This is a genomic window from Bradyrhizobium sp. Ken51, from assembly GCF_055807435.1.
Genome location: NZ_JBVVPB010000002.1, coordinates 599,179 through 615,653 on the forward strand (window position 1 = coordinate 599,179; position 16,475 = coordinate 615,653).

The 16,475-nt window shown below is 63.4% G+C and carries 17 protein-coding genes; 9 read left to right on the forward strand and 8 right to left on the reverse strand.

Annotated features, from left to right (window positions below; translation table 11 throughout):
• Positions 1-3 precede the first annotated feature (3 nt).
• On the reverse strand, positions 4-966 hold the full coding sequence (locus AC0L27_RS06525; RefSeq protein WP_275167413.1) for a catechol 2,3-dioxygenase: 963 nt from the start codon (positions 964-966) through the stop codon (positions 4-6).
• 439 nt (positions 967-1,405) lie between these two features.
• Between AC0L27_RS06525 and AC0L27_RS06530 the strand changes: the two genes are divergently transcribed.
• The 3 genes from AC0L27_RS06530 (at position 1,406) to AC0L27_RS06540 (ending at position 4,962) form a co-directional block, all read left to right on the forward strand.
• Positions 1,406-3,145 (forward strand): ATP-binding protein, encoded by a 1,740-nt coding sequence (locus AC0L27_RS06530; RefSeq protein ID WP_007592463.1) that lies wholly within the window; start codon positions 1,406-1,408, stop codon positions 3,143-3,145.
• Between the two features lie 103 nt (positions 3,146-3,248).
• Complete coding sequence (locus AC0L27_RS06535) at positions 3,249-3,827, forward strand: peroxidase-related enzyme (protein WP_354204279.1); 579 nt, start codon at positions 3,249-3,251, stop codon at positions 3,825-3,827.
• A gap of 193 nt (positions 3,828-4,020) precedes the next feature.
• Complete coding sequence (locus tag AC0L27_RS06540) at positions 4,021-4,962, forward strand: hypothetical protein (protein WP_354204281.1); 942 nt, start codon at positions 4,021-4,023, stop codon at positions 4,960-4,962.
• Between the two features lie 9 nt (positions 4,963-4,971).
• Here AC0L27_RS06540 and AC0L27_RS06545 read toward each other — a convergent pair whose 3' ends face one another.
• The 3 genes from AC0L27_RS06545 to AC0L27_RS06555 all read right to left on the reverse strand — a co-directional run bounded on the left by AC0L27_RS06545 (position 4,972) and on the right by AC0L27_RS06555 (position 6,278).
• Positions 4,972-5,211 (reverse strand): hypothetical protein, encoded by a 240-nt coding sequence (locus AC0L27_RS06545; RefSeq protein WP_275167416.1) that lies wholly within the window; start codon positions 5,209-5,211, stop codon positions 4,972-4,974.
• 148 nt (positions 5,212-5,359) lie between these two features.
• Entirely contained in the window at positions 5,360-5,503 is a 144-nt protein-coding gene (locus AC0L27_RS06550) for a hypothetical protein (RefSeq protein WP_354204283.1), read from the reverse strand.
• A gap of 151 nt (positions 5,504-5,654) precedes the next feature.
• Positions 5,655-6,278, reverse strand: coding sequence for a ParB-like protein (locus tag AC0L27_RS06555; protein WP_473318141.1), 624 nt, complete (start codon positions 6,276-6,278; stop codon positions 5,655-5,657).
• 268 nt (positions 6,279-6,546) lie between these two features.
• On the opposite strand from AC0L27_RS06555, the gene AC0L27_RS06560 reads away from it, so the two are divergent.
• The 6 genes from AC0L27_RS06560 to AC0L27_RS06585 all read left to right on the forward strand — a co-directional run bounded on the left by AC0L27_RS06560 (position 6,547) and on the right by AC0L27_RS06585 (position 11,391).
• A complete protein-coding gene (locus AC0L27_RS06560; protein ID WP_354204287.1) occupies positions 6,547-6,888 on the forward strand; it encodes a hypothetical protein in 342 nt (113 codons plus the stop codon).
• Positions 6,889-7,100: 212 nt separating this feature from the next.
• A complete protein-coding gene (locus tag AC0L27_RS06565) occupies positions 7,101-7,388 on the forward strand; it encodes an acyl carrier protein (RefSeq protein WP_007592476.1) in 288 nt (95 codons plus the stop codon).
• Positions 7,389-7,398: 10 nt separating this feature from the next.
• Positions 7,399-7,869, forward strand: a complete 471-nt coding sequence (locus AC0L27_RS06570) for a 3-hydroxyacyl-ACP dehydratase FabZ family protein (RefSeq protein WP_007608856.1) — start codon at positions 7,399-7,401, stop codon at positions 7,867-7,869.
• A complete protein-coding gene (locus AC0L27_RS06575; protein WP_354055606.1) occupies positions 7,866-9,071 on the forward strand; it encodes a beta-ketoacyl-ACP synthase in 1,206 nt (401 codons plus the stop codon). The genes AC0L27_RS06570 and AC0L27_RS06575 overlap by 4 nt, the downstream gene beginning before the upstream one ends.
• A gap of 100 nt (positions 9,072-9,171) precedes the next feature.
• Positions 9,172-10,449, forward strand: a complete 1,278-nt coding sequence (locus AC0L27_RS06580; RefSeq protein WP_027569448.1) for a beta-ketoacyl-ACP synthase — start codon at positions 9,172-9,174, stop codon at positions 10,447-10,449.
• Between the two features lie 9 nt (positions 10,450-10,458).
• Complete coding sequence (locus AC0L27_RS06585; RefSeq protein ID WP_354204290.1) at positions 10,459-11,391, forward strand: lipid A biosynthesis lauroyl acyltransferase; 933 nt, start codon at positions 10,459-10,461, stop codon at positions 11,389-11,391.
• Between the two features lie 101 nt (positions 11,392-11,492).
• Here AC0L27_RS06585 and AC0L27_RS06590 read toward each other — a convergent pair whose 3' ends face one another.
• The 4 genes from AC0L27_RS06590 to AC0L27_RS06605 all read right to left on the reverse strand — a co-directional run bounded on the left by AC0L27_RS06590 (position 11,493) and on the right by AC0L27_RS06605 (position 16,347).
• Positions 11,493-12,599 (reverse strand): polyamine ABC transporter substrate-binding protein, encoded by a 1,107-nt coding sequence (locus tag AC0L27_RS06590; RefSeq protein ID WP_354204292.1) that lies wholly within the window; start codon positions 12,597-12,599, stop codon positions 11,493-11,495.
• 3 nt (positions 12,600-12,602) lie between these two features.
• Positions 12,603-13,781 (reverse strand): aminotransferase, encoded by a 1,179-nt coding sequence (locus AC0L27_RS06595; RefSeq protein WP_275167422.1) that lies wholly within the window; start codon positions 13,779-13,781, stop codon positions 12,603-12,605.
• Between the two features lie 8 nt (positions 13,782-13,789).
• On the reverse strand, positions 13,790-14,116 hold the full coding sequence (locus AC0L27_RS06600; RefSeq protein ID WP_063996571.1) for a rhodanese-like domain-containing protein: 327 nt from the start codon (positions 14,114-14,116) through the stop codon (positions 13,790-13,792).
• Between the two features lie 302 nt (positions 14,117-14,418).
• Positions 14,419-16,347 (reverse strand): potassium transporter Kup, encoded by a 1,929-nt coding sequence (locus AC0L27_RS06605; RefSeq protein ID WP_473301461.1) that lies wholly within the window; start codon positions 16,345-16,347, stop codon positions 14,419-14,421.
• Positions 16,348-16,475: the final 128 nt, after the last annotated feature.

Consider the following 16,475-nt stretch of genomic DNA (forward strand, 5'->3'; position numbering starts at 1 on the left):
GCGCTACTTCTTGTGCTCCACCGGCGGCGTGCCGTGCGTATGGAACGACTCGATCGTCTTCAGGCCCCACGCTTGCCCCTTCTTGCGCTCCTCTTCCGTCCACACGATTGGCTTCCAGTCGGGCGCGAGGATGAGGCGCGCGCCGGCATTGGCGACTTCGACGCGATTGCCGCCGGGCTCGTAGACGTAGAGGAAGAAGGTCTGCTGGATAGCGTGCTTGTGCGGGCCGGTCTCGATGTGGATGCCGTTCTCCAGGAAGATGTCGGCGGCGCGCAAAATCTCTTCGCGGCTGTCGAGCGCGTAGGTGACGTGGTGGAAGCGGCCGGGCGTGCCGGAATGGTCGAGCGAATAGGCGAAATCGTAGCTCTTGTTCGACATCGTCAGCCACATTGCCGCTTCGCGGCCGTCGTTCAGCACGATCTGCTCGGTGAGGCGGCAGCCGAGATAATTCTCGAAGAACTCGCGGTTCGCCTTGATGTCCACGGCGAGGCAATTGAGGTGGTCCAGGCGGCGGACATTGACGCCGCGAGCGGGAAAGCGCTGCGCCTGGTTCTTCAGTGCGGGTTTCAGCTCGGGCGGCGCTTGATACCATTCGGTCTCGTAATAGAGCTCGACGATGTGTCCATCGGGATCGCGGCAGCGGAAGGTCGGCCCCTGCCCCATGTCGCCGTCGATCCAGCCGATGTCGAACCCGGACCCTTTCAGCGCCGCGACTCGGCGCTCCAGCGCCTGCTGGCTGCGCGCGCGTAACGCCATGTGCTCCATGCCCGATGTCTTCGACGCCGTCAGTTTGAGCGAATAGCGCTCATAGTCGTCCCAGCCGCGCAAATAGACCGACTCGCCCTTTTGCCCGCTGACGGTCATGCCCATCACGTCGACGAAGAATTTCAGGCTCTCGTCCGGCTTCGGTGTCAGCAGCTCCATGTGGCCGAGATGAGCGAGATCGAGGATCGGTTCGGGCTGCATGATGTCCTCCAAGGCGTGGCTTGCGATCCGCTGGATCGGATCCCTCGAGCTGGCGCCGGCGGCAATCCGCTCATGCGCCGGTGGGCGGCCCCGAGGCCCGCGGTTCATTTGCACCAATGTACAAATGATTAGGTCCCGTCAACAAATCAAAGTCGTCGCTCTTAGCGAATGACGGCCCGTCGAAGATGACGACCCGTCCCCGAACGGCGGACCGACTGCCCGAATGGTAAAATCTTCCTCAAAACCCCGTCGGGCCCGCCGGCCGGGAAAAAGCAGCATTTTCCGGCCGCTTCTGCCAGGAAGTATGCATTGGGAACAAACCTCGCACCCGAATTGTCGCGGATTTAACGAAGCGCCGGCCCCTGCCGCTTAACCGTTTGTCCAGCGACGGCCGTGCATAGTCCGGGTCAACCCGTTGCTCTTGCCAGGTTCATTCATTGTGACATCTTTTGGACGCGTGATTTCGGTTCGCGGATCGCTCGCCCGGGTCGGGCTGCTGGCCGAAAGCCGCATGCCGGTCTCGGAAGTGCGGGCCACTGTCGGCCGGTTCGTCAGTATCCGCTGCGCCAGCTCGGTCATCGTCGCGATGATCACCGAGGTGTCCTGCGAAAACCTGTCGAGCAACGACAATTTGATCGCCATCGCCTCGGTCGACCTGCTGGGCGAAATCCTCAACGCGACCGGCAAGGCCAAATTCCAGCGCGGCGTCACCAACTATCCGACAATCGGCGATTCCGTCGATCTGATCACGAGCCAGGAGCTGCGCACGATCTACGCGCCGACCGGCTCCGACCAGATCAATGTCGGCTTCCTCCAGCAGGACAGCTCCGTCGTCGCCTATGTCGACATCGAGGAAATGCTCTCCAAGCACTTTGCAGTGCTGGGATCGACCGGCGTCGGCAAATCGACCGGTGTGTCGCTGTTGCTCAACGAGATCCTTAAGGCGCGCCCGAACCTGCGCATCTTCCTGCTCGATGTGCACAACGAATATGGCCGCTGCTTCGGGGACCGCGCGCTGGTGCTCAATCCGCGCAATTTGAAACTGCCATTCTGGCTGTTCAATTTCGAGGAAATCGTCGACGTGCTGTTCGGCGGCCGCGCCGGCGTGCCCGAGGAGCTCGACGTCCTCGCAGAAGTCATTCCGCTCGCCAAGGGCGTCTATACCCAGTACCAGAACGCCGATCGCATTGGCCTGAAGCGCATCGATCCCAAGCAGATCGGCTACACCGTCGATACGCCGGTGCCCTATCGCCTGGTCGATCTGATGTCGCTGATCGATGAGCGCATGGGCAAACTCGAGAACCGCTCCTCGCGCATCATCTATCACAAGCTGATCTCCCGCATCGAGGCGGTCCGCAACGACCCGCGCTACGCCTTCATGTTCGACAACGCCAACGTCGGCGGTGACACCATGGCCGAGGTGATCAGTCATCTGTTTCGCCTGCCGGCGAACGGCAAGCCGATGACCGTGATGCAGCTCGCCGGCTTCCCGGCCGAAGTCATCGATTCCGTCGTCTCGGTGCTTTGCCGCATGGCCTTCGACTTCGGCCTGTGGAGCGACGGCGTTTCGCCAATGCTGTTCGTCTGCGAAGAGGCTCACCGCTACGCCTCCGCCGATCGTAATGTGGGCTTCGGGCCGACCCGCAAGGCGGTGTCGCGCATCGCCAAGGAAGGCCGCAAATACGGCGTTTATCTCGGCCTCATCACCCAGCGTCCGGCCGAGCTCGACGCCACTATCATCTCCCAGTGCAACACGCTGTTCACGATGCGTCTTGCCAACGAGCGCGACCAGGCGCTGCTGCGCGCCGCGGTGTCGGATGCCGCCGCCAACCTGCTTTCGTTCGTGCCGTCGCTCGGCACCCGCGAAGTGCTGGCATTCGGCGAAGGTGTCGCGCTGCCGACGCGGCTGCGCTTCAAGGAGGTGCCGCCGCATCAATTGCCGCGCGGCGAAGCCACCATCAGCAGCGTACCATCCGTCACCTCCGGTCACGACATGCATTTCGTCGGCGCCGTGCTCGAGCGCTGGCGCGGTGCCACCTCGCAGCGCGACGTGCCGAACGATCCGGTGTTCTCGGCGCCGCCCGCGAAGACGCTCTCCAACGTCGAAGCCCCGATGCTGCAACCGTCGATGGGGCTGGATCCGGACCGCTTCTCGCTGCTGAAGAAGCCGCTGCGGTAAAGCAACGCTCGTTTTCCAGCTCCGGCATTGCGAGCCTGGCGTCACGTTGAGCATAGCGCCGGCATCGACTATGGTTGCCGGCCCCAAGCCGGAATCCATGCCCATGACAAAGCCCGCGCAACGCTTCTCCGCTCCCGCCCTCGATGCGCTGCCTGACGACATCCGCACGCGTCTCCTCGGCGTGCAGGAGAAGAGCGGCTTCGTGCCGAACGTGTTCTTGACGTTGGCCCACCGCCCGGACGAGTTCCGCGCCTTCTTCGCCTACCACGACGCGCTGATGGAGAAGGACGGCGGCCTCACCAAAGCCGAACGCGAGATGATCGTGGTCGCGACCTCGGCGGCGAATCAGTGCCAATATTGCGTGATTGCGCATGGCGCGATCCTGCGTATCCGCGCGAAGAACCCGCTGATCGCCGACCAGATCGCCACGAACTACCGCAAGGCCGACATCACGCCGCGGCAAAAGGCGATGCTCGACTTCGCGATGAAGGTCTCGGCCGATGCGCAGCGGATTTCCGAGGATGATTTCACCGCGCTCGCGCCGCATGGCTTCAGCGACGACGACATCTGGGATATCGCCGCAATCTCCGCCTTCTTTGCGTTATCGAACCGGCTGGCGAATTTCACCGGCATGCGGCCGAATGACGAATTCTATTTGATGGGACGGCTGCCGAAGAAATGAGTGACCGCCGCGACTGCGGAAGGATCGCCGGCAGTCCAGCGGATGAGTTCCCGTTTGACGGGAACTCTGCGTTTTCGCAATCGCACACGTTTAATTAAGAATCTCACCCTCAACTAGCACAAACGCTTTGGCACAACTTGCGCAGTTTCCGTCACCGGAGACGCTGATGAGTCGTGCCTGTTGGGGGCTTCTCATGAACGTGCGGGCATTTGTTATCGCGACCTGTATTGGCACGGCATTCTTCGCGGCCGGATACGCATGGAACTATCAGCCCGACTTCATCGACGCGAGCGAGATATGGAGCATGTTCGAATCGGAGCATGGCAAGGCGCGGGCTGCCGTCTTACGCGTCCTCATTGCGCCGAATTCAGCTCACTTCAACGGCCTGCGAACGATCGATGCAGACAGGGGAAGATACGTATGCGGCTCCGTAAAGGCGATGGATAAAGAGAGGCAGTATGTCGAGGTCGCGTTCGTTTACACCGTCGCGATCGATTTTGCCCGTATCGACGACGACGGGCGGATGACGTCGCAGCGCTCTGCTTACAAGCCCTGCCCAGCCGCGGCCGATGACAAAATTGCCGACCAGAACACGCTGATATCGCCAGGCGCGCTGTCGATGATCAAGACCGTCGAAAAAATCATCCCCAAGTCCAACGGCGGAACGATGGAACAACAGCTTGGCCAGCTGGCCGGACAGACAGCGGCGGTCGCGCCAGGTTTGGCGGCCCCGCAGAGATCGGCCGGCTCATCGGGTTCGGCAGCGTTTGCAGGGGCAGGACGGGCGCCAGTAGCACAGCATTCAAGTTCGGGCGTGGAGGGGCGACAAGCAGATGAATTGACGTGGCGTGTCGATCAGCCGCCGGCCGCATGGCCGACCTTCCCCTCGGACCATCCGCTGGCGAAATCGGTGCAGAAGCGGACGGGCGCCGAGGCCCTGGCTTTCGCGAAAGATATCGAGGCTCGCTGGGAGGAAGCCAAATCCTCCGGGGTTCCGGCCAGGCGTCCTTCGACTGAGGAGATCAAGGAAGCATGCCGCGCGCTACTTGCGATTGATCCCACGGACAAGGATTATCCGCGGGCCTGGGCCGCCTTTGTCCGCTTGCGCAAAATCGATCGCGACGCTGCTGGTTGAAGGCCTCGCTCAGGCCTTTCGCCGCAGGCTCCAAAGGCTCCCGAGAGCCACGACGGCGGTCATGAGCAGGATGGCGACGAAGGTTTGGATGATCGTGAAGTTCAGGGCGTCACGCGCGACGAACAGCGCGGTGACGGCTCCGGCAAACACAAACAGAATGCGAAGAATCAGACTCATCATCATGTCTCCAGACGGCATGATCCGGAGCCACCCGGCGACGCGGATGCGCAAGGCTGGTTCGGCGGTCATGCCGGCGGACCTTACCGGCCGGCATCAAAGCCTGTTTGCGATACGTCAAGCGCGCTTCGCCGCTCGCAAGCGGGCTCGGACCGCCCCTCGCACGCTGTGGCGGCATCGCAACTGCGCTGCCTGCGGCTGCGCAGCACTGGGCGCTGGACTAGCGCTTCGCCATCAACTCGAGCGCCGGGGCAAAGCGCTCGGAAAATGTCAACGTCTTGGCATGGTGTACTGCGGCAAACGATGCCGAGATCCCGGCTGAAGCGACCACGAGCAGGGCACCGGCGAAAACCAGACGGCGCATTTCGGCCTCCTGTATGACCTCGACGACACCAACAGATGACACGGCTTTGTTTCAGCACCGCTTCGCGCGGACAGAGGGATGGTTTCGCTCAAGAGACTGTGATCGGATCCGGTCTGTGGCGCCGCATGCCGTACCGATGTGAGCGTTGCGCCTAATCATCCTCCGCCGGTCCGCACCAGCCGGGCAGATAGATCGCATCCTTGCTCTTGGCTGAGGACATCGCCTTCTTGAGCGCCTTGTCAAAATTGGCGTCCACAGCCTTGCGCGACAGCTTTCTGCGCAGATAATCGGCCCACAGGAATTCGGAGAACGGCGTGGTGTCCTTGGCGAAGCCGCCCATGCGGCGCAGCTCGCCGGCAAGGCTCCGGAAGGGATCGTCCTTGAGATCGACGACGGATTTCGGCAAATCGCGGAACGGCCGCCGTTCGCCCTTGGCGTCGTAGGGATAGACCCAGCGCTTATTGTCCATCACGCCCCAGAACGCTTCGCGCTTGACCATCCTGAGGTCGCCGATGATGGTAACCAGCACCTCCTTAACGCCCTCGTCGTGCAGCGCGCGACCGAGATGATGATGGTCGATCACGTAGTAGCGCTCGTCGGGGCCGTGCACGACGGGGATCATATGCTTGCCGAGCAGATCGGCCTGCTTCTTCTTGTCGTGCTCGCGCCAGCGCTTGCGCTTCTCCTTGACCTCGCGCATCCCGACCGTCATCTGCGTCGGCCGCAGCGACAGGATCGACACCGGATGCACTCTCGGTTCGCGCGTATTGGTCATGGTCGCAAGGCCCTTAACATGGTTGCAGCTGCGTGATCAGGTTCCCTGAACTATGGCATGGCCCTCGCGCCGGCAAATGCATTCGGCTGGGTGGAGGTTTTTGCATCGCACCCTCTGCATGTCGGGGACGACGGTTCCGCGGTCATTCGTTCGCAGCCCCGCAGGATAGTGCGAACGCGCAATGCACGTGCGCGTTGAGAAGATTTTCTGCAACGCGTTCACCACCTATGCTATCTAAAAATCGCTGCTTCGGAGTGATCCCTGCACCATGACAACCCAGCGGCCCATAAGCTCGGATGACGAGCACCGGGTGCTCCAGTTCAGGCCGCGCACCTCGCCTTCCCCGACGGGCTACCGCGGCAATGCTACCGTGCAGAAATTGCGCGTCGCGCCCGAGCCGCTCGACCTGTCGCGCTACGAGCAGCCCCGCCCTGGACCGGACGATTTCCGCCATCGCATGCTCGCCAACATCGCGGCGCTGGCTTTCACCATCGCACTGACCGCGATCGGGATCTGGCTTGCGGTCAGCATCGCCGACCTGCGCCGGACTCAGGATTGCGTGCTGATGGGCCGCCGCGACTGCGTCAAGATCACGACGCCGCACATCTAGGCGACGGTCCTTAGGCCGGAGCGGCTCAGCCGGGGCGTCCCCAGTCCAGTCCCCACACCCGTCCGGCTCCATTGAACTCAGGGCGGCGCTCCGATATACGGGCTTTCGACCCGGCCAGAGGGGGGTTGAGGGCGTCATCGGGGCGCGATGCCCACCCACCGTTCCACTCTGGACAATCTGACAAATATCTGCAATATATCAAAGGCTTAGTGATGTCCTCCACATTCGATCAGGTCGCTACGATCATCGCTGAAACCTGCGACATCCCGCGCGACACGATCACGCCGGATAGCCACGCCATCGATGACCTCGGCATCGACAGCCTCGATTTCCTGGACATCGCGTTCGCGATCGACAAGCAGTTCGGTATCAAGCTGCCGCTGGAAAAGTGGACCCAGGAGGTCAACGACGGCAAAGCGACCACCGAGCAGTATTTCGTGCTGAAAAACCTGTGCGCCCGCATCGACGAACTGGTTGCGGCCAAGGGCGCGAGCGCCTAAGCGCGCGGTCATGCAACTCGAATACTTCCACATGATAGATCGCGTCGTCGACCTCAACGTCGACGCGAAGACGATTGTCGTCGAGGCTCAGGTCCCGATGGAGAGCACCATCTTCGAGGGGCACTTCCCGGGCTATCCCCTGATGCCCGGCGTGCTCCTGATCGAATCGATGGCGCAGGCCTCGGGCTGGCTTCAGCTTGGCGTGCTCAAATTCGAGCGCATGCCGATCCTGGCCGCCGTCAAGGAGGCCAAGGTGCGCGGCTCGGTCTTCCCCGGCGATCTCATGAGCATCGAGGCGAGCCTTGCCCATCAGGGCTCGGGCTACGCCGTGACCGAAGCCAAGATCAAGGTCGGCGGCAAGCTGCGCGCGAATTCGACGCTGACCTTCACGCAGATTCCCTTTCCCCATGCGGATATGCGCGCCCACATGGACGCGGTCGCCAAACGCGTCGGCTTTCCGCAACAGGCCGTATCGCCATGACCGAGACTGCTTCGAAGCCCGCCCAGACGGAAGTCTGGATCACCGGCATTGGCCTGGCCACCTCGCTCGGCGAGGGCCTGGACGCCAACTGGGCCGCGCTTCAGGAGAAGCGCATCAATGTCGATGAGAAGGGCTTTGCACCCTATATCGTGCACCCCCTGATGCCTGTGACCTTCGACAGCCAGATCCCGAAGAAGGGCGACCAGCGCCAGATGGAAGCCTGGCAGCGCATCGGCACCTATGCGGCCGGGCTTGCGCTCGACTCCGCCGGAATCAAGGGCAACAAGGACATCCTGTCGAAGATCGACATGGTGGTCGCCGCCGGCGGCGGCGAGCGCGATCTCAACGTCGACACCGGCGTGCTCACGGCCGAGGCCAAGGGCGCCAATGCGCCCGGCTTCCTCAACGAGCGGCTGATGAGCGATCTCAGGCCGACGCTGTTCCTGGCCCAGCTCTCCAACCTGCTCGCCGGCAACATCGCCATCGTGCACGGCATTGGCGGCACCTCGCGCACCTTCATGGGTGAAGAGGTTGCCGGCGCCGATGCCGCCCGTATTGCATTGTCGCGCATCGCCTCCGGCGAGAGCGACATCGCGCTGATCGGCGGCTCGCACAATGGCGAGCGCAAGGACCTGATGGTCCTCTACGAATTCGGCGACTTCAATCTCAAGGACAAGTTCGCACCCGTGTGGGCGCGCAAGGACCACGCCGGCTTCGCGCTCGGCTCGGCTGGCGCGTTTCTGGTGCTGGAATCGAAGGCGCATGCGGAAGCGCGGGGCGCAAAGCCATTCGCGAAGCTGTCGAGCGTCGTTGCCGACCTTGCCCGGCGCAAGACTCCCGGCGACATGGCCGCGACGCTGGAGAAGCTTTGGGCAAAGTTGCCGAAGCGCGACGGCAAGGGCGCGATCATATCCGGTGCGACCGGCGCTGAGCCGGCGACATCAGAAGAGCACGGCTTCCTGAAGGGCCACGCCGAGTTCCCGGTGCGCTCGACCGGCACGATGTTCGGCCACACCATGGAGACGCAATTCCCACTCGGCATCGCACTCGCCGCGCTGTCGATCTCTCGCGGCGCGCTGTTTCCGCCGAACGATTCCACGGGCACCGAGATTGAAATGCAGGGAGCGCCCACCCAGATTGTGGTGGTGGGGGCCGGACACTGGCGCGGCGAAGGCATGGCGCTGGTCGAGGCAGTAAGCTAAAGCGCGTTGCGCTTTTGGCAGGTTATTGTTTGGGCATGATCTTCTCGGAAAACCGCGTCACGCTTTTTCGGATCATGCTCCAGCTCAAGCGGGGATCGACATGACTGCACCACGCGACAAACTCGGGCGCCCCGTCGTCGTCGTCACCGGCATGGGCATCATGACCTCGCTCGGCAACGGCAAGACCGACAATTGGGCGAAGCTCGTCGCCGGCGAATCCGGCATCCGCACCATCACACGCTTTCCGGTGGACGGCCTGAAAACGACGATGGCCGGCACGGTGGATTTCGTCAGCGTCGATCCGTTCTCCTCCACCGGCCTGTCCGAGCGGATGGCCGAACTGGTGACGCAGGAGGCGCTGGACCAAGCCGGCATCGGCGCCAAGGCGGATTTCCCGGGTCCTCTCTTCCTTGCGGTCGCACCTGTCGAAGTCGAATGGCCGCAGCGCCGCGAGCTCGGCCGCGCCGTTGGTAAGCTCGACTTCAATTACGACGATCTGCTGCGCATCTCCGGCGGCGGCAAGTACAGCGCCTATCACCACCGCTTCATGTTCGGTTCGGTCGCCGCCTACCTCGCCGAGACTTTCGGCACCAAGGGCTCGCCGATCTCGTTGTCGACGGCCTGCGCTTCGGGCGCGACCTCGATCCAGCTCGGCGTCGAGGCGATCCGCCGCGGCGAAACTGATGCTGCGCTGTGCGTGGCGACCGACGGCACCGTGAACCCGGAGGCGCTGGTGCGCTTCTCGCTGCTCTCGGCGCTGTCGACCCAGAACGATCCGCCGCAGGCGGCCTCCCGTCCCTTCTCCAAGAACCGCGACGGTTTTGTCATGGCCGAAGGCGCCGGTGCGCTGGTGCTCGAAAGCTATGAAGCGGCCACCGCGCGCGGCGCAAAAATCCTCGGCGTGATCGCCGGCTGCGGCGAACTCACCGATTCCTTCCATCGCACCCGCTCGTCGCCCGACGGCAAGCCGATCATCGGCTGCATGAACAAGACGCTGGCCGACGCCGGCATGACGCCGGACCAGATCGACCACATCAACGCGCACGGCACCGCGACGCCCGAGAACGACAAGATGGAGTACAATACGACATCGGCCGTGTTCGGCGATCTCGTCTCGAAGATTCCGGTCACCTCCAACAAGTCGATGGTCGGCCACACCATCTCGGCCGCCGGCGCGGTCGAGGCGATCTTCTCGCTGCTGACGCTGGAGCATCAGCGCATCCCGCCGACGATCAACTACGACAATCCGGATCCCACGATCCTGTTCGACGTCGTCGGCAACAAGGCACGCGATGCCCGCGTCACCGCAGTGATGTCGAACTCGTTTGGCTTCGGCGGCCAGAACGCCTCGCTGATCCTGACCCGCGAACCGGCCTGAACCGGACGCATGGCGCTGCTTCCTGCGAGAACGAAGGCCCGCGCGCGGGAGACGGCCAAATCGATCGGTGGAGGCCTGATCGGCGCTGCCACCGTCGGCATGTTGCGCACCACGCGTTATTTCGATCCGGCCAAGACCTCGGAGTTTTTCGCACGCGTCACCAGGCTGATCGGGCCGCGCCTGCGCGAGCACCGCATCGGCCGCGCCAATCTCACCGCGGGGTTTCCGGACAAGTCGCCCGAGGAAATCGAATCCATCCTGATGGGCGTCTGGGACAATCTCGGTCGCGTCGGCGCCGAATTCGCCCATATGGACCACGTCTGGGATTACGACCGCGATCATCCGGAAAACAGTCGGATCGAACTGCCCAGCCGCAGCATCGAGTTGTTCGATCAAATCCGCGACGACGGCAAGCCGGCGCTGATCTTCGCCGCGCATCTGGCCAATTGGGAATTGCCGGCGCTCGCCGCGGTCGCACACGGGCTCGATGCGGCAATCCTCTACCGCCGCCCGAATATCGCCTCCGCCGACCGCATCATCCAGGAGATGCGCCAGGTCAACATGGGCACGCTGATCCCGGCGGGGCGCGACGCGCCGCTGCGGCTTGCGCAGGCGCTCAAGGACGGCAAGCACGTCGCGATGCTGATCGACCAGTATCTGACCGGCGGCGTCGAGGTCACCTTTTTCGGCCGCAAGACTCGCGCCAATCCGATGCTGGCGCGCCTGTTGCGCCAGGTCGAATGCCCGATCCACGGCGTCCGCGTCATCCGCCTTCCCGGCGGCCGCTTCACTGCCGAGATCACCGAAGAGGTCCAGCCGGTGCGCGACGCTGACGGCAGGATCGACATCCAGGGCACCACCCAGGCGATCACCAGCGTGGTGGAAGGCTGGGTCCGCGAGCATCCCGAGCAGTGGCTGTGGCTACACCGACGGTGGCGGTGATCTTGTTTGGTCATTGCGAGCGAAGCGAAGCAATCCAGACTCCCTCTGCGGAAAGATTCTGGATTGCTTCGTCGCTTCGCTCCTCGCAATGACGGGCGCGATTACCGTCCCGTCTTCACCCTGGTCCAGAGCCTATTGATGACCCGCTGGGTCGCCGGCTCGCGGGCCGTGATAACGAACAGCTTTGCGAGCGTTGCCTCGTCCGGATAGATATTCTTGTCGTTCAATATTTTCGGATCGACCAGCTTCTGGCTGGCGAGGTTGCCGTTGGCGTAGGACAGGAAGTCCGTATTCTTGGCGGCCACGTCCGGACGGTAGAGATAGTTGATCAGCTCGTAGACTTCCGCGACGTTCTTCGCATCGGCGGGGATCGCGAGATTGTCGAAGAACATCTGCGCGCCCTCCTTCGGGATGGCGTAGCCGATCTCGATGCCGCTCTTGACTTCGGCAGCGCGGGCGCGGGCCTGCATGATGTCGCCGGACCAGCCGACCACGAAGCAGATCTCGCCGGTGGCGAGCGCGCTTAGATATTCGGACGAATGAAACTTGCGCACGGAGGGCCGCACCTTGGCGACGACATCGGCGGCCTTCTCGAGCTCGGCCTGCTTGGTCGAGTTCGGATCGAGCCCAAGATAATTCAACGCCGCCGGAAAGATGTCGTCGGCGGAATCGAGCATGTGCACGCCGCAGTCTTTGAATTTTGCGAGGTTCTCCGGCTTGAACACGATGTCCCAGCTATCGATCTTCGCATCCGCTCCGAGAATCTGCTTCAGCTTGGCGACGTTGTAGCCGATGCCCGTCGTGCCCCACATGTAATTGGCGGCGTAGACATTGCCGGGGTCGTAGATCGCGAGACGTTCGGTCACCACCGGCCAGGCATTGGCCAGGTTCGGCAGCTTCGACTTGTCGAGCTTCTGGAAGATGTTGGCCTTGATCTGGCGCTGGAGGAAATAGGCGGTGGGCACCACGACGTCATAGCCGGACTTGCCGGCCATCAAACGCGTCTCCAGGGTCTCGTTGGCGTCAAAAGTGTCGTAGACCACCTTGATGCCGGTCTCCTTGGTGAAGGCCTCGAGGACGTCGGGGGCCACGTAGTTCGACCAGTTGTAGAAGTTGACGACCCGCTCCTCGGCCCCTGCGGGGGCGGAGAGCAACGTCAGCGCGGCGGCGATCGCGAGGCCAAAACCAAAGCGGCTGACGATCGTCATCTCCTACCTCTTGCGCCCGCGCACCGCGTCCGACAGCCGCTCCAGCGCGGTATCGAGCGTCTCGTCCTTCTTGGCAAAGCAGAAGCGCACCACCGAGGTCACAGGATCCTGCTCGTAGAAGGCCGACACCGGGATTGCCGCGACCTTGTAGTCCTTCACAATCCGCCAGCAGAACTCGGTGTCGCTCTCGTTCAGCCCCAGCGGCGACAGGTCAACGGTGAGGAAGTAGGTGCCCTGCGACTTCAGCACCGGGAAGCCGAGGCTCTCCAGTCCCTTGGCGAGACGGTCCCTGCTCCGCGCCAGGTCCTTGCGCATCGACAGGAAATACTCGTCCGGCTTGCCGAGGCCGTAGGCGACGGCGGCCTGGAGGTTCGGCGCGGTGGTGAAGGTCAGGAACTGGTGCACCTTGGCGGCAACGCGCAGCAGCGGCGGCGCGGCGCAGACGAAGCCGATCTTCCAGCCCGTCAGCGAAAAAATCTTGCCGGCCGAACCGACCTTGATGGTGCGGTCGCGCATGCCGGGGATGGTGATCAGCGGGATGTGCTTGTGCTCGTCGAAGGTGACGTGCTCCCAGACCTCGTCGCAGATCGCGATGACGTCGAACTCCTGGCAGTAGCGCGCCAGCAGCTCGAGGTCCTCGCGCGGAAACACCACCGCGGACGGATTCAGGGGGTTGTTGAAGAGCACCGCCTTGGTCTTTGAATTGAAGACGCTTTTCAGCATGTCCTCATTCAGCCGCCAATGCGGCGGCTCAAGCCGGACCAGGCGCGGAATGCCGCCGGCCTGGCGAATGATCGGCAGATAGGAATCGTACACCGGCTGGAAGCACACCACTTCGTCACCGGGCTGGACCACGGCGAGGATGGCCGAGGTCAGGGCCTCGGTGCCGCCGGAGGTCACCATCACCTCGCTCATCGGATCGAGCTTGAGGCCGTGCCAGTGGCCGTAATGGGTCGCGATCGCCTGGCGCAGTTCCGGCAGGCCCATCATCGACGGGTACTGGTTGTAGCCGTTCAGCGAGGCATCGGCCGCGGCGCGGCGGATGTCCTCGGGGCCGGGATCATCGGGGAAGCCCTGCCCGAGATTGATGGCGGCATTGTCGCGCGCGGCTTGCGACATTGCCTCGAAGATGGTGACGGGAAGGTCCGCGAAGACCTTGTTGAGGGACGAGCTCTTGGACATCGGCGGGGTCAGCCGCCGACCTTGCTGGGAAGACCCGCCGCCTTCCAGCCGAGCATGCCTCCGGCCAGATGCTTGTCGTAAGGCAGGCCCGCGGCCTGCGCCGCCAGCGAGGCCGTCACCGAACGCTTGCCCGAGCGGCAGGCGAACACGACCTCCTTACCCTCGGGATCGGGGATCGCTTTGGGATCGAAGGTCGAGAGCGGCACGACCACGCCGTAGGGATAAGCCTCGGCCTCGACCTCGTTCGGCTCGCGCACGTCGACGAGGAGATAGCGCCCTTCCGCGACACCCTTGGAGACCTCGTCCGGGGTCAGATCCTGTACTTGATTTGCCACATCATCCTCCAACGTCGCGGGCCGCTGCCGGGGCGATCCCGGCGGCCGGCAACCTCGCCTCTCGGCCGGTGAAAATCAAGCGCTACAAAGGCTTGAGCTGCCTTGCGCAAGTTAAAGCTAAATCGCAGCGACTTGAAGCGCGACCTTCAGGATGCCTGAAGCTCCTGCTTCACACCCTCACCGCTAACTCGGTGTCATTCCCCGCGAAAGCGGGGAATCCAGTACGCCGCGGCCTCCCCGTATCTACGCACGGTCTCTGGATACTGGATCGCCCGGTCAAGCCTGGCGATGACAGCGGCGAGCTAAATGGTCACCTGGGTGCCGACCTCGACGACGCGGCCGGAGGGGATCTGGAAATAGTCGGTTGCGTCGTTGGCGGAACGGCTGAGCGAGATAAACAGCCGGTCCTGCCAGCGCGGCATGCCGGAATGGGCGGCCGGCTTGAGCGCCCTCCGCGACAGGAAGAACGAGGTCGACATGATGTCGAACTGCCAGCCGAGCTTGCGGGCGATCGCCAGCGCCTTCGGCACGTTGGGCGATTCCATGAAGCCGAACTTCAGCGTCACCTTGGAGAAGGTCGGCGAGATCTGCTCCAGCTTCACCCGCTCGGCCGGATCGATGCGCGGGGTCTGTGCGGTCTCGATGGTGAGAATGACGTTCTTCTCGTGCAGCACCTTGTAGTGCTTCAGACTGTGCATCAGCGCGGTCGGGGCGCTGAGGGGATCGCTGGTCAGGAACACGGCGGTGCCGGGCACGCGTTGCGGCGGCCGCTTCTCGAGCATCGCCACGAGGTCGGCGAGCGGGAATTCGAGCTTGCGCGACTTCTCGAACAGCAGCCGGCTGCCGCGCCGCCACGTGTACATCAGGATGATCATGAGCGCGCCGAGCGCCAGCGGCACCCAGCCGCCCTCGAATACCTTGAGCAGATTGGCGGCCAGGAAGGTGAGGTCAAGGAACAGGAACGGCGCGATCAGGGCGGCAGCCGTGAACGGCGACCACCGCCAGACCTTCCAGATCACCACGAAGCCCATCATCGCCGTGACCACCATGGTCCCGGTGACGGAGATGCCGTAGGCCGAGGCCAGCGCACTGGAGGAGCGGAACAAGAGCACCAGCAGGACCACCGCGACCAGCAGGAGCTGGTTGATGCGCGGGATGAAGATCTGGCCCGAATGGGCTTCGGACGTATGGCGAATTTCAAACCGCGGCAACAGACCGAGCTGGATCGCCTGACGCGTCAGCGAATAGGCACCGGTGATGACCGCCTGGCTCGCGATGACAGTTGCGGCCGTCGCCAGCACGACCATGCAGCCGCGGAAAAAACCTTGCGGAAAGAGCTGGAAGAACGGGCTCACGATCGCGCCGGGGTCGCCGAGCACGAGGGCGCCCTGCCCCAGATAGTTCAATGCCAGCGACGGCACCACGATGAACAGCCAGGCGGTCTGGATCGGTCGCTTGCCGAAATGGCCGAGGTCGGCATAGAGCGCCTCGGCACCGGTGACCGCCAGGAACACCGCGCCGAGCGTCACGAACCCGATGATGCCGTGGTGAATCATGAAGGACACGGCGTAAAGCGGATTCAGCGCGAACAGCACCTGCGGCTGCTCGATGATCGGGTGGATCGCCGCGATCGCGATCACAGCGAACCAAACGCACATGATCGGGCCAAAGAAGGCGGCGACGCGAGCGGTGCCGCGGGACTGCACGGCAAACAGACCGACCAGGATGATCACGGTCAGCGGTACGATGTAGGGCTCGAAGTGCAGCGTGATGTCCTTCATGCCTTCGATCGCCGACAGCACCGAGAGTGCCGGCGTGATCACGGCGTCGCCATAGAACAGGGCTCCGGAAATGATGCCGAGCATGACGATGGTTGTTCCGCGGGTGCCGACTGCGCGCTGGGCCAGCGCCATCAGCGCCAACGTGCCGCCCTCGCCGTTGTTGTCGGCTCGGAGCAGGATCACGACGTATTTGAGCGTCACCACGACGATGAGCGCCCACAGGATCAGGGAGAGCACGCCGAGCACGGCTGCCGGCGTCGGCACCCCCTCCGCGCCAGAGGCCGCCATGACGGCTTCGCGGAACGCGTAGAGCGGGCTGGTGCCGATATCGCCATAGACGACGCCGATGCTGCCGAGTGTCAGCGCACCGAAACGGGCGGTGGTGTGGGCATCGCCATGCCCATTGGCCGCCGCCGTTTCCGGGGCGGAAATCGCTACATCACTTGTCATGGGAGAGCCTGATGGCCTCTAAAAATGCTTCACTGCACAACGGCAGAAGGGCGCGCGGCTTATAGGCCTGCGCTACCGGCATAGCCTAGCCCGATTTCGGGGCTTAGGCATGCAATTTCGCATAGCTT

What these genes read in the sequence shown, in the direction of transcription:
- AC0L27_RS06525 (WP_275167413.1), bottom strand. Translation starts at nt 966, where the DNA reads ATGCAGCCCGAACCGATCCTCGATCTCGCTCATCTCGGCCACATGGAG.
- AC0L27_RS06535 (WP_354204279.1), top strand. Translation starts at nt 3,249, where the DNA reads ATGACAAAGCCCGCGCAACGCTTCTCCGCTCCCGCCCTCGATGCGCTG.
- AC0L27_RS06540 (WP_354204281.1), top strand. Translation starts at nt 4,021, where the DNA reads ATGAACGTGCGGGCATTTGTTATCGCGACCTGTATTGGCACGGCATTC.
- AC0L27_RS06545 (WP_275167416.1), bottom strand. Translation starts at nt 5,211, where the DNA reads ATGACCGCCGAACCAGCCTTGCGCATCCGCGTCGCCGGGTGGCTCCGG.
- AC0L27_RS06550 (WP_354204283.1), bottom strand. Translation starts at nt 5,503, where the DNA reads ATGCGCCGTCTGGTTTTCGCCGGTGCCCTGCTCGTGGTCGCTTCAGCC.
- AC0L27_RS06555 (WP_473318141.1), bottom strand. Translation starts at nt 6,278, where the DNA reads ATGACCAATACGCGCGAACCGAGAGTGCATCCGGTGTCGATCCTGTCG.
- AC0L27_RS06560 (WP_354204287.1), top strand. Translation starts at nt 6,547, where the DNA reads ATGACAACCCAGCGGCCCATAAGCTCGGATGACGAGCACCGGGTGCTC.
- AC0L27_RS06565 (WP_007592476.1), top strand. Translation starts at nt 7,101, where the DNA reads ATGTCCTCCACATTCGATCAGGTCGCTACGATCATCGCTGAAACCTGC.
- AC0L27_RS06570 (WP_007608856.1), top strand. Translation starts at nt 7,399, where the DNA reads ATGCAACTCGAATACTTCCACATGATAGATCGCGTCGTCGACCTCAAC.
- AC0L27_RS06575 (WP_354055606.1), top strand. Translation starts at nt 7,866, where the DNA reads ATGACCGAGACTGCTTCGAAGCCCGCCCAGACGGAAGTCTGGATCACC.
- AC0L27_RS06580 (WP_027569448.1), top strand. Translation starts at nt 9,172, where the DNA reads ATGACTGCACCACGCGACAAACTCGGGCGCCCCGTCGTCGTCGTCACC.
- AC0L27_RS06585 (WP_354204290.1), top strand. Translation starts at nt 10,459, where the DNA reads ATGGCGCTGCTTCCTGCGAGAACGAAGGCCCGCGCGCGGGAGACGGCC.
- AC0L27_RS06590 (WP_354204292.1), bottom strand. Translation starts at nt 12,599, where the DNA reads ATGACGATCGTCAGCCGCTTTGGTTTTGGCCTCGCGATCGCCGCCGCG.
- AC0L27_RS06595 (WP_275167422.1), bottom strand. Translation starts at nt 13,781, where the DNA reads ATGTCCAAGAGCTCGTCCCTCAACAAGGTCTTCGCGGACCTTCCCGTC.
- AC0L27_RS06605 (WP_473301461.1), bottom strand. Translation starts at nt 16,347, where the DNA reads ATGACAAGTGATGTAGCGATTTCCGCCCCGGAAACGGCGGCGGCCAAT.